Genomic DNA, 12,072 nt, shown 5'->3' with positions numbered 1-12,072 from the left:
GACGCGCAGATTCGCCAAAAAACCCAGTTTCTTTTATAATCATTACAATCAAAATTGTTTAACTAACTTACCCGCAATTAAAAATATGGAACCGATACTAACTGCCGCCGAAATGAATGAAAAGCGGCTAATGTTGCAAGATTACGCTCCCGCCCAAGAAGCCTTTGCCATGCTGGAAAAACACAACGGCAGACTTGACACCAGTTTTGATGAATTGTGGGTTGAAAACCACAATCTTGAATCCTTTGCACAACCAAAAAACGGCAAATCCCTATGGCAAGTCACGCTGAAAACTCTCCGCGCCGAACTCTGCGGCAATGATGGCTTGCGTGCCCAATTCAAAGACTATACCAAAAATCCTGGGAGTACGCCTTTGCTTACGGGATTAATTGTTGCTGTGGTCGGTTTAGGTGCTTCGTCTGGAATACCGATCGATCCTAGTATAGCTACTATTATTGTTCTCTATTTGCTCAAAATTAGTCTCAATATTTTTTGTGAGTATACCGAGCCAGTAAGTTAGAATTTAGGTTGAATTACTATTGGCGTACCAAACGGGAAAGCGGCATTTACCTCTTTTAAAAAACAAGAAAAAGAGGTACATTTGAATTTACCGTGCGGCCGGGGCGGGTTTATTTATCCTTTTAATTGTTGTCAAGATTGTTCGTAAAACCCGCCCCTAAGAGAATAATATTAGCCAAAAATCTAAACTTCCGATTCCAATTCGCTTACCCGCACCTGCACCGGCAACTCTACAGAATCCAACTCTGACGGCTCTAATAAAGCCGCCGCTTCACCTTGAGCATTAACCTTGTCGCCCGATCGCACTTTTCGCAATTTCTCACCCAAAGTATCCCGCTGATTAATCAAATAAATACTAACCAAAGTCAGCCCAACTCCCATCGATTGCAGCGGATTGAGCACTTCGCCCAAGAACAAATTGCCGAACAGCAAAGCAAAAACAGGCGTAAGAAAGGTAAGAGAACTTAAACTTGTTAGACTGCCACTCGAAGCAAAATAAAAGAATAAACCGTAGGCGATCGCACTTCCGAACACAGTAGAATAACCTAACGCCATCCACCCGGAAAAATCGATATTCACAAACTGCTCAGACTCAGTGGCCGCCGAAATTGCCAACAGCGGCAAACCGCCCAAAATCATGTGCCAACCAGTCGCCACCACCGGGTCAACATAACGGCAAACCCAGCGCACCAAAACCGTACCCACAGCCATCAACAAAGCAGCCAACAGCATCAACCATTCTCCACCCTGAAACAACTGTTCGATACCCCCAGAGACCTGCGCGTTTTCAGGATGAAAAAGCCCCAAAATCCAGCCATCCGGCAACCCGATCAAACTGATGCCCGCAACGCCAATAACTAATCCCAACCAGCCCCAAAAACCTATTTTTTCTTGAAACAGCCACAAACACAAAATCGCCACTGCTAGCGGTTGAGAATCAATCATCACCGAACCCAAACCCGCACCGGTTCTCGCCAAACCTTCGGCTAAAAAGCCTTGAAACAAAGTAGCGTCAACCAAAGCAAACAGCGAAATCCACAGCCAAGCTTTCCAACCCTGCGGCTGCGGTTTTCCCATGAATGCCGCCGCCAGCAGCACCAACACGCCCGCAGGTACTAAACGCACGAATGCCACAAACAGCGGCGTTGTGTGGGGCATCACCCCCTTCATCGCTACCATAGCGGTTCCCCACAGGAAAAACGGCGCAATTAGCAACAGCGGGGCAAAAGGCAATTTTGAATCGGTAAGTTTTAACTGCATGGCGGAGACTCCAAATAATTGATGAGAGTGGCTCTCACGAGAATGATGTAGATTTGTTAAGCAATTTTTACAATTATATATTGGTGTTGAGTTAAATGCGATCGCACCAACCTCGGCCATTATGAACAGGCAAGATGCCTGTTCCACCTTGATTTTGTTGTGGAACAGGCATCTTGCCTGTTGCGGCAATTATGAACAGGCAAGATGCCTGTTCCACAATCGAGAATTTTCTTGTGCAACAGGCACCTTGCCTGTTGCGAACACAAGCACAACATCTACCCCGATGAATAAGGCACACTATAAGAAGTTAGCTACAAAAATCCGTAACATTGCCTGTACACTGCCCATGATTTGGCCATTCAAGCCCCGCTACCGCAAACAAATCGCCCGTATCGAAATCACCGGAGCCATTGCCGGAGAAACCCGTAAACGAGTGCTAGAAGCTCTCAAAACCGTAGAAGAACGTAAATTTCCCGCCTTGCTGCTGCGGATAGACAGCCCCGGCGGCACTGTGGGCGATTCCCAGGAAATTTACAGCGCGCTCAAGCGTTTGCGCGAAAAAGTCAAAATTGTCGCCAGTTTCGGCAATATTTCAGCTTCTGGCGGAGTTTACATCGGCATGGGAGCCGAGCATATCGTTGCTAATCCCGGTACAATTACTGGCAGCATTGGCGTGATTATCCGGGGCAACAATATAGAACGCCTGTTAGAAAAAGTAGGCGTTTCTTTTGAGGTGATTAAATCTGGCCCGTATAAAGATATCTTGGCATTCGATCGAGGATTGACCGATCCGGAACAGCAAATTCTGCAAGACTTGATCGACACCAGCTACCAGCAATTCGTGGAAACCGTTGCTGAAGCCCGGAACTTGGCTGTTGATAAAGTAAAAAGTTTTGCCGACGGTCGGGTTTTTACCGGCCAGCAAGCCTTAGAATTGGGTTTGGTCGATCGACTGGGAACAGAAGAGGACGCTCGTCGCCTTGCAGCCGAACTCGCAGGCCTCGACCCGGAAAAAACCGAGTCTTGCACCCTAGAAAAACAAAAACCTTTCCTAAATCGCGTCTTGGGGAGTAGTCTGGATATATCCGGGCTTTCAGCTTACAATAATGTGCTGGAATTCGAGCTTTCTACTAGCGGTTTGCCGCTGTGGATGTATCGCCCGTGATTAAATAAATTAGTCATTGGTCAGGAGTCAGTAGTCATTAGTTACTCCCTGGATGATTGGGCGATTGAAATCTGTTGACCTCAAACTCAAATGTGGTGCTTCGCCCGTCATAAGCGCTTCGCGCTGGCTTCGCCTACGAGTTTGAGGTCAAACTACACAAACGAACTCCACTCAAGGGCGGACTAAGAAATAAAGTGGGTATTTAAGCCTAATTTAGTATAACTACTTATTAGTGACTAATCACTAACGACTAATGACTAATGAGCGATAACAACTGACAAAAAATGGAGGAAATTTGCGTGGAGTGGCAAGTGCGGGCGATTCGCGGGGCAACAACTGCCAGCGAGAATTCGGTGGAAGCAATTCGAGAAGCCGTAAGAGAATTGTTAGATGAATTAGAAGCAAAAAATGATATAAATCCAGAATTAATTATTAGTGCTACGTTTTCTGCTACTCGCGATTTAGATGCTGTGTTTCCGGCCGCGATCGCCCGCGAACGTCCTCACTGGTGTAATGTTCCTTTGTTGGACGTACAGCAAATGCACGTTGAGGGTGCTTTGGAACGCTGCATCCGGTTTTTAATTCACGTCAATTGGCCGGCACATACTGAAATTTATCATCCTTATTTGCGGGGAGCTCAAAATTTGCGCCCCGATAGGAATTTAGCAGTGGCGGTGGTTGGAGAAAAATAATAGATTCACTTTGGGCTTGATTTAAAAGTTAACTCACCATTACAGGTGGGTTTATTTTTTACGGGACTTGATACAGTTCAAAACCTGCCCTGGGAATATATGGTTAAAAGCTTTTATTATAAAAAAAACCCGGTTTCTTTGAGAAGCCGGGTTTTTTGTCAATCAGACGCTTTCTTGTGATGCAGCCTAATCCCTAAAAAGATGTCATATATAAAATTCCAAAAGTCCTTTTTGCCTTCCAATATTCCCAAACTTTGAGGGGAACCTTTCTCATCCAACAGCGGCTTCACAGCCTCATAAGCAGGCTTGTAATTGTACCAAGGAATCGAAGGCCACAAGTGATGGATCAGATGATAATTCTGCCCCAAAATCAAGATATTTAGAAGAGGACTAGGATATACTCTGGCATTTTTCCAACGATCGCGATCGTGAAACGGACGGTGCGGCAAATAATCAAAAAATAACCCCAAGGCTAATCCCACCACCATAGCAGGACAAAACCAGAAATTCAGCACGTAACCTAAATGGTCGTACTGAATCGAGATATACACGATCGCGATCACAAACAAACGGCTGAGAAACCATTCCAATAATTCGTATTTCCGCCACAGCTTGCGCTTAAAAAAGAAAATCTCGTGGTAAAAAAACCTCGCAGCAATCAACCACAAAGGCCCACCGGTCGAAACATAATGGTCTGGATCGTTATCTGGGTCATTAACGTGGGCGTGATGCTGCATATGTACCCGCGTAAACACCGGGAAAGCAAAACCCAACATCAGCGCGCTACCGTGTCCCAAAATAGCATTAACTGTGCGATCGCGATGGGCCGCATTATGAGACGCATCGTGAATCACAGTTCCAGCCATGTGCAAAGCCAACACGTTCAGCGTAAAACAGCACCACTGCGGCCATCCCCAACACCAGAAACCCAAGTTAGAAATCACGATAATCGCTACTGCACTCAAAAATAGCAGCAGTGTCGGATTAAAGTCACCGGGAGGACTCAGAAACTCTTTCGGCACTGTCAGCGGCCGTCCTGCCTCCGACATCTTTGTTAAGACTCCTTAATATTTCACACTTGCGTAGTATAAGATACAAGCCGGACAATAGTAAAGTTTTATGAAAGAACAGAGTCCGATCGCCAGACCCCAACATCTGCACAAGCAAAAAAGTATTGCTGTTGTACAAGGATACCAGTGCTAGAGTAGCCACAAGAACTCAGCAGAAGAAACAAAATCAATGGGTATGTCTGTATTTATGTCAAGCCTGAGAGCGGAAAAATTTGCAAAAAAGAGCGCTCTCGAAGAAAAAATTACCGATCGGTAAAAAGTCAGATATTCTATATATTGTTCAATACCTGCTTTTTTTTTGACGAGTATCAAAATTTTTAAGACTTGAGACTAACGTCATTGCTTGTAGTGCAAAGATGAAACGTTAGCCGAAATTTAAACAAGAAATCCACCTGCTTCCCCAGAACACCGCTGATGCAATTGCCAAAAGCCCTACGCCGGACTAAAATCGTCGCCACCATTGGCCCAGCAACTTCGGACCCACAAGTGCTGCGCCAGCTCATAGAAGCCGGTGCCACAACTTTGCGACTCAACTTTTCCCACGGAACAGAAGAAGACCACCAGCGCAGCATTCGCTTAATCCGGCAAACATCCTTTGAACTCAACCAGCCGGTTGCCATCCTCCAAGACCTCCAAGGCCCGAAAATTCGTTTAGGGCGGTTTGAGACAGGCTCTATAGTTGTCAAAAACGGCGATCCTTTCATTCTCACCAGCCGTCAGGTTCCAGGTACCGAACTCATTTCTTCCGTCACCTACGACCCCCTAGCAGACGAAGTTCCAGAGGGTTCAGTGATTCTGCTTGACGACGGCAAAGTGGAAATGCTGGTGGAAAAAGTAGACCGCGCAGCGCGGGAATTGTACTGCCGCGTCGTAGTCGGCGGGCCGCTTTCCAACAACAAAGGTGTGAATTTTCCGGGAGTTTACCTGTCAATTAAAGCGCTGACTGATAAAGACCGCAAAGATTTAATGTTCGGCCTCGACCAAGGTGTCGATTGGGTAGCCCTGAGCTTTGTGCGGAATCCCCAAGATGTGCTCGAAATTAAAGAGTTGATTGCCAGTGCTGGCAAGCAAGTACCGGTGATTGCCAAGATCGAAAAGCACGAGGCGATCGAACAAATGGAGGAAATTCTCACCCTTTGCAACGGGGTGATGGTCGCCCGCGGCGATTTGGGAGTAGAACTACCCGCCGAAGACGTGCCGATTTTGCAAAAGCGCCTGATTGCTACCTCCAACCGCCTGGGTATTCCGGTAATTACCGCTACCCAGATGCTCGACAGCATGGTCAACAATCCCCGTCCCACCCGCGCCGAAATTTCCGACGTGGCAAATGCGATTCTTGACGGAACTGATGCAGTGATGCTGTCCAATGAAACTGCTGTCGGCAAGTTCCCCGTCGAAGCGGTGGCGACGATGGCGAGAATTGCGGTGCGGATGGAGAGGGAAGGAATTAAGCGGAATATTAGGAATGTAGAAGATATTGGTCGATCGATCCCCAACGGCATCAGCCAAGCTGTCAGCCAAATCTCCGAACAATTGAACGCTGCGGCGATCATGACGCTGACCAAAACCGGCGCCACAGCCCGAAATGTCTCGAAGTTCCGACCGAAAACTCCGATTTTGGCAGTTACTCCTCACGTAGACGTAGCCCGACAACTGCAATTGGTATGGGGAGTAAAACCCTTACTGGTGTTGGATTTGCCCTCCACCGGCCAGACATTTCACTCTGCCATGACTGTCGCCCAGGAAAAAGAGTTAGTGTCCGACGGAGATTTAGTGGTGATGACCGCCGGTACTCTGCAAGGGGTTGCCGGATCGACGGATTTGATCAAAGTTGAAGTAGTGACAGCAGTTTTAGGCAAAGGCACCGGTGTCGGTTTGGGATCGGTGAGTGGCATGGCCAGGGTTGCTCGCACTGCTGCGGATGTAGGCAATTTCCACGCTGGAGAAATTTTGGTAGTCGAACACACAAGCGTCGCTTTTGTCGAGATGATTCGGAAAGCCGCAGGTGTGGTGACGGAGGAGGACAGTTTGACTTCTCACGCCGCGATTATCGGTTTGCGCTTGGGCGTGCCGGTGATGGTGGGCGTAAAGAATGCCACGCGCGTAATTCGGGACGGAACTATGCTGACGCTGGATATGCAGCGGGGTTTAGTTTATTCCGGGGCCAGAGGCGGCTCAACTGACGCGGAAGTGACCGTTTAACTGTTGGTGAGCTAGGAGTTGTGGAGTTTTGAATTAAATTCTACAACTCCTTGCTTTTTTCGCTTAGGTTGTGCTATAATTTAAAATTGTCTGTGCCGATGTAGCTCAGGGGTAGAGTATTCGATTCGTAATCGAACGGTCGTGGGTTCAAATCCCACCATCGGCTTTGGGTTTCAGCGATTTTTGTCTACGCTTTAGTCTATGAGTGAGATCAAACTGTGCTCAAAACGCAGTTTAACTGCTCAAAAATGCTCTCGGCTACTTTGCCGAGAGCATTTTTATTTGCCCTAATTCCTTGTGTGGTGGAGATTGTGAATTTTTTAAATTCATATCGTTTCCGGTTGCATCGGAATAATAAAATCGAGTCAACATTTAACACTCAACCATTGAGTTTTTCGACCCGCCCGTCAACAGTCAACAGTCAACAGTTAACAGTCAACAGTCAATATTTTTTCTGGGAAGCATTGATCGAGAGAGGACTTGCATTCCTGACTAGAAACATGACCTGGTATTAGTTCGGGGGCCGGGGGAGGCGAAAACTCAGGGGACTGAGGATTTGATTGAGAGTTCGCAGTTGTTCAGCAGTACCCAAACAAATCAGCATATCTCCTCCTTCGATCACAGTTTCTCCGGTAGGCCCGACAATCAAAGTCCCGCCAGCGCGCCGCACTGCTAAAACCAAGGCCCCCGATTGCGATCGCAACTTGGCATTTCTCAAAGTTTCCCCAACGTAGACACAACTATTGGGATCGACCAAAAATTCTTCCATGTAAAAAGAACTATCGGTGCCCGTCAAAACACCGTCTAAAAAATCCATAACTTGAGGCCGCAAAGCCGCCGCCGCCATGCGTTTTCCCCCGGTAATGTAGGGGGATACGACTGCATCGGCGCCGCCCCGTTGCAACTTCTTTACCGCTTCTTCTGTGGTGGCGCGGGCGATCGCCCGTACCTTCGGATTCAGAGTTTTCGCTGACATGACAGTGTATAAATTCTCGGCATCCGAAGGCAAAGCTGCTACTATGCAAATTGCGCGATCGATCCCCACACTCAGCAAAATTTCGTCCAAAGTCGCGTCTCCTTGGACAGCCGTGTACCCCAGTGCCAAAGCTGACTCAACCGAATGTACTGCCGAATCTATCACCACAAAAGAGATGTTTTCGGCCTGAAATTCCAAGGCAATTTGGCGGCCAGTACGCCCAAAACCGCAGAGAATGTAATGCCCGATCAAAGAATCTACCAATCGTCGCTGCTGCCTAATTCTTGCTCCTTCTTGAAAATATCCTTCAATCAGCGCTTCTGTAAAGCGGTTGACGATGAAACCAATCACAATCACACCCATCAAAATCAGGCATATGGTAAACATTCGCCCGCGTTTCCCGAGGGGCTGAAGTTCCCCGTAGCCGACAGTGGCTAGGGTAAAGACTGTCATGTAAGCGGCATCGAGCAAAGACCATTTTTCCACCAGGCAATACCAGAGAGTACCCGTGCAGAAAATGCCACCAAGAGCGATGACTCCATTTCTTAAGTCTTTTTGCAGGCGCTGGTACTTTTGTTCTAGAGTTGAATACACCGATCGGGCTGACCTATTACCTATTACCTGCTACCAATTTTAACGATATCAGCCCTAGACGCAGGGGCGGTCAAAAAGCCAGTTTCTGCCTAGATACTTTGCTGCCAAACTCAAGATTTTGACTCTTAACCCGGTTTTTTTTGCGTGAGTTCCGACTGAGTTCCAATCCCATCGCAGAGGTGGCGATTGTTTGGATTTGCGATCGGATTTGTCTGAAAATAATTGCGGGCTCCATCGCAACCCTGCAGCAACAAATCGTCTAGATTAAAATTCCACAGCATCACCGTACCGTCAGCACTAGCAGTAGCGATCGCTTTGCCGTCTGGACTAAAACTCGCACTCCAAACAGCATCCTTGTTACCTTTTAAAGTTTGGAGCAACGTACCGTCAATGTTCCACAGCCTCACCATTTTGTCTGTGCTTGCAGATAGCAACATTTGACTGTCGGGACTAAAGCTGATATTTGTCACTCCACTTGTATGCTTGAAAATACTTAGCGGTGTGCCGTCTTTGCTCCAAATTCTCGCAGTTCCTCCAGCACTTGCAGCGGCCAGCATTGCTCCGTCTGGACTGAAAGTTACACTCATAATTTTATCACTTTCCATCTGTAAAGTTCGGAGCAATTTGATATCGGTGCTGGCTTCTATTGACTGCTGTTTTTGCATTTTTTCCGCAAGCTTTCTCAAACTCCAAAGTTTAACAGTGCCATCAGTGGAAGCCCCAGCAATTATCTGACCGTCAGGGCTAAAACTGGCGCTGGTTATCCAACCTCGCTCAACTTTTAAACTTGACAATTCTTCCCCGTTTATTTTCCATAGTTTAACTGTTCCATTGGTACTTGCTGAAGCAATAATTTTACCATCTGGACTCAAAGAGACGCTTGTTATTTGACCGCTGTGTCCTTTTAAATCATGAAGCAATTCGCCATTTCTTTGCCAAATTTTGACAGTTTGATCGTCGCTGGCCGAGACAATGATCTGACCGCTAGAATTAAAAATTGCCCTTCTAATTTTATCAGTATGTCCGGTCAATGTTGCTTGCAAAGATCCATTAGTTTGCCAAAGCTTGATATAATTATCATCGGTAGCAGTCACAAGTGTTTGACTGTCGGGACTGAAACTTACGAAAGCGAGGGTACTCGCTTGACTCTGCAAGCGGCGGCGTTCCCGAAAGTTGTAAACTGCCTGTTCGAGGGCGATCGCCACTCGCATCTGAATATCTGAGCTGACTCCGAGCGATCGTTTCATTTCTGTAACAGCTCTGATGCTTTCTAGCAAAGCTTCTTCTTTTTTATCTGCGGCAAATAGCGTTTCTGATAGCAAACTGAGAGTGAGAATTTTGTTGTTTCTTTCTTCTATTGACGGTTTTACCCAAAAAGCTACTATCAGGATGGATATTAATAGGACTGCGGCTCCTGTAACTGTTTGCACTCTCAGTTGTTGCTCGCGCCAAAGTTTAACTGCAATCGCTTTTTTCTGCTTTTGTGCTTCGCTTAGTTCCTCTAGTAACTTTTTTTCGCGGCGCAGTTGTTCAATTTCAGTTTGAGTTTGTTTTTCGCGATCGCGCAATTTGGAAAATTCCGCTTCTTGACTCGCACCTAAAAATTGATAATCTTGGGTGCTCAAGCTTTTATTTGCCGCCCACTGTCGGGCATCTTCCAGTGCTTGACCGCGCAACAAGCGAGATTCGTCTTGACAATTTGTAGCTATCCATGCTGTTAGGGATTCGGCATAGGGGCGCAAGTCGCCGAGTGCTTTTTCTACCCAGTCATGGCTGAATATAGCTGCGTAAATGCGGTTGGATACGGTTAATTTTCCGGCTCGTTTTACTACTAATCCGCTCAGCCGCAATTCTGTTTGTTCGGGAGTATCATCCGCCCAGATTCCCCCACCCCCGCTTAACAACGGGAGTTCTGAAAATTGCTGATTTCCGCTGGGCCGCAATTCAGTTTGTTCGGGAGTATCATCGGCGCAGGTCCCCCCTGCCCCCCTTAACAATGGGGGTTCTGAAAGTGCCAATATTTTTTGATATAGCCCTAATAACCTACTGGCGCGGTGCTGACTTCTGAGAAGGCGATCGCGAATTGTTTTGATGTGTACTGGTTCATCGGACGATTCCCAATTATCAATAATATGTGATTGCACTATCTCGCTAATTAATAATTGATTTGTAGTAAAGTTTTCAGTTTTGCTTTCATCCGTTGAGTCTGATATAATAGAATCCGAATCTAAGCTTTTTACATGGTGCAGAATCAGCTTGCAAAGCTTTTGAGTAAGAAATGGCTGCCCTCCAGTCCAGTCCAAAATCTCTTTTAAAACCTCTTGAGGATTGTCTACTTTTCCCTCAAATCCCTTGGCTAAAGGCAGAGCTTCCTGTAAGTTAAAACCGTGCAATTCAATAGGTAAACCGATATTAAAGGGCGTGCGAGTTGCATCGCTAATTAAATCAGACGGCGTAGCTACTCCCAGCAAAGCAAATGTAATGCGCTGGTATTCTGAATTGTGAGCGCGTTTATTGTAGCAACATCTAATTAATGCAAAAAAATCGTCTAGCGGTTCTTGAAAACTCAGAACGCTATCAATTTCATCAATAAAAATGACCAGGTTTTGAGAAATTTTTACCAGCAGCAACTCTTCAATTAACTCTCCTAAGCGCTGCACCGGCGGCATCAACTCTCTCTCCCGCCACCAAGTCATAAACTCGACTGGGTTAAACAGGTTGAAGCTGCACAAGAGTTTGTAAGCGACGCCGCCGTACCACTTATCTAGAGAGACTTGCTGGTTGCCAATGTCCGAAAGGTCGATCGTAGCACAGGCAATGCCATCAGCCGAGAGTTTTTGTACAGTTCGCACTAGCAAACTGGATTTGCCCATTTGTCTGGAATTGAGTACGTAACAAAACTCTCCGGCTTTGAGGGCTTGATAAAGTTCTGAGTCAGCTTGTCGCACTACATAAGTAGGTGCATTTTGCGGGAGACTGCCGCCGATTTGATAGTGGTAATCGACTGTCATTATATTGCCTCTAGTGATAACTTTGTCTCAGTTCTATGGTGCCTGTAGCACAAGCAATCTTACCATTTTGATTGGTGGGTTCTGGTGGTTTAATTGTACCAGGAGCATCAGATCGGCACAATATAGATGTGGTCGTTATTTTATTTTTAGAAGGACTTAACTCAAGTTTTGTAGCAGGAATTACAAAAACTCCACCGACAAAGCTTTTAAGATCTTTATGCTTTGAGACTCCATAATTAAATGTTGCTTTTTTTGTTGTATGGTGGGAATATTTGTAATTTTTTGTCTCGGTTTCAATAATGCGAATTCCTAAAGCCTTAACAGAAGTGCTAAAAACACTTTTTTCGGCAAAATAGGCTTGCTGACGTTTGTTGATTAAGCTAATATACATTCTGGGTTCCCATTGCTTGTTGTTCCTAAGCTTAACCTGAAAGGGTCGCACAACTAGCGAAGCTAATACTCCCATCACCATTAAACTCACTAACCATCGACAACCATTAGATTCAATGATAGCTGATTTAGAAATTTGTTGACTCATAGTTTTGTATCCTCTCTGTTTGTAGTAAAAATTTTAGTCCTGTAA

General features: G+C 46.1%; 9 protein-coding genes and 1 tRNA gene. 5 read left to right on the top strand and 5 right to left on the bottom strand.

What is annotated here, in order from left to right; translation table 11 throughout:
- The first annotated feature begins 85 nt into the window (after nt 1–85).
- Nucleotides 86–520, top strand: coding sequence for a hypothetical protein (locus tag QUA57_RS10360; protein WP_333060694.1), 435 nt, complete (start codon nt 86–88; stop codon nt 518–520).
- Nucleotides 521–702: 182 nt separating this feature from the next.
- Here the strand turns inward: QUA57_RS10360 and QUA57_RS10355 are convergent, their stop codons facing one another.
- The gene (locus tag QUA57_RS10355) at nt 703–1,779 is read right to left on the bottom strand and encodes a DMT family transporter (RefSeq protein WP_333060693.1); all 1,077 of its coding nucleotides are present in this window, start codon (nt 1,777–1,779) and stop codon (nt 703–705) included.
- A gap of 346 nt (nt 1,780–2,125) precedes the next feature.
- Here QUA57_RS10355 and sppA point away from each other — a divergent pair, with 346 nt between their 5' ends.
- Both sppA and aroH read left to right on the top strand, forming a co-directional pair.
- Nucleotides 2,126–2,944: a signal peptide peptidase SppA gene (gene sppA, locus QUA57_RS10350; RefSeq protein ID WP_333060718.1), complete on the top strand. Its 819-nt coding sequence runs from the start codon at nt 2,126–2,128 to the stop codon at nt 2,942–2,944.
- A 284-nt stretch (nt 2,945–3,228) separates the two neighbouring features.
- Nucleotides 3,229–3,636 carry a chorismate mutase gene (aroH, locus tag QUA57_RS10345; RefSeq protein ID WP_333060692.1) on the top strand — a complete coding sequence of 136 codons (408 nt, stop codon included), beginning with the start codon at nt 3,229–3,231 and terminating at the stop codon, nt 3,634–3,636.
- A 158-nt stretch (nt 3,637–3,794) separates the two neighbouring features.
- Here the strand turns inward: aroH and crtR are convergent, their stop codons facing one another.
- A complete protein-coding gene (crtR, locus tag QUA57_RS10340; protein ID WP_333060691.1) occupies nt 3,795–4,685 on the bottom strand; it encodes a beta-carotene hydroxylase in 891 nt (296 codons plus the stop codon).
- A gap of 435 nt (nt 4,686–5,120) precedes the next feature.
- On the opposite strand from crtR, the gene pyk reads away from it, so the two are divergent.
- Both pyk and QUA57_RS10330 read left to right on the top strand, forming a co-directional pair.
- Nucleotides 5,121–6,908: a pyruvate kinase gene (pyk, locus tag QUA57_RS10335; RefSeq protein WP_333060690.1), complete on the top strand. Its 1,788-nt coding sequence runs from the start codon at nt 5,121–5,123 to the stop codon at nt 6,906–6,908.
- 94 nt (nt 6,909–7,002) lie between these two features.
- A tRNA-Thr gene (locus tag QUA57_RS10330) sits at nt 7,003–7,074 on the top strand.
- A gap of 345 nt (nt 7,075–7,419) precedes the next feature.
- Here QUA57_RS10330 and QUA57_RS10325 read toward each other — a convergent pair.
- From QUA57_RS10325 to QUA57_RS10315, 3 genes are all read right to left on the bottom strand, one after another.
- On the bottom strand, nt 7,420–8,478 hold the full coding sequence (locus QUA57_RS10325) for a potassium channel protein (protein WP_333060689.1): 1,059 nt from the start codon (nt 8,476–8,478) through the stop codon (nt 7,420–7,422).
- 125 nt (nt 8,479–8,603) lie between these two features.
- Complete coding sequence (locus QUA57_RS10320; protein ID WP_333060687.1) at nt 8,604–11,489, bottom strand: AAA-like domain-containing protein; 2,886 nt, start codon at nt 11,487–11,489, stop codon at nt 8,604–8,606.
- A 10-nt stretch (nt 11,490–11,499) separates the two neighbouring features.
- Complete coding sequence (locus QUA57_RS10315; RefSeq protein ID WP_333060685.1) at nt 11,500–12,027, bottom strand: type IV pilin-like G/H family protein; 528 nt, start codon at nt 12,025–12,027, stop codon at nt 11,500–11,502.
- Nucleotides 12,028–12,072 lie beyond the last annotated feature (45 nt).

It is taken from the genome of Microcoleus sp. Pol7_B2 (assembly GCF_036701035.1).
Taxonomy (GTDB): domain Bacteria; phylum Cyanobacteriota; class Cyanobacteriia; order Cyanobacteriales; family Microcoleaceae; genus Microcoleus.
This window is presented reverse-complemented; position numbering and strand designations above follow the sequence as displayed.

Coding starts and splice junctions, on each gene's coding strand:
- crtR (WP_333060691.1), bottom strand. CDS start 4,685: ATGTCGGAGGCAGGACGGCCGCTGACAGTGCCGAAAGAGTTTCTGAGT.
- pyk (WP_333060690.1), top strand. CDS start 5,121: ATGCAATTGCCAAAAGCCCTACGCCGGACTAAAATCGTCGCCACCATT.
- QUA57_RS10355 (WP_333060693.1), bottom strand. CDS start 1,779: ATGCAGTTAAAACTTACCGATTCAAAATTGCCTTTTGCCCCGCTGTTG.
- QUA57_RS10315 (WP_333060685.1), bottom strand. CDS start 12,027: ATGAGTCAACAAATTTCTAAATCAGCTATCATTGAATCTAATGGTTGT.
- QUA57_RS10360 (WP_333060694.1), top strand. CDS start 86: ATGGAACCGATACTAACTGCCGCCGAAATGAATGAAAAGCGGCTAATG.
- aroH (WP_333060692.1), top strand. CDS start 3,229: ATGGAGGAAATTTGCGTGGAGTGGCAAGTGCGGGCGATTCGCGGGGCA.
- QUA57_RS10320 (WP_333060687.1), bottom strand. CDS start 11,489: ATGACAGTCGATTACCACTATCAAATCGGCGGCAGTCTCCCGCAAAAT.
- sppA (WP_333060718.1), top strand. CDS start 2,126: ATGATTTGGCCATTCAAGCCCCGCTACCGCAAACAAATCGCCCGTATC.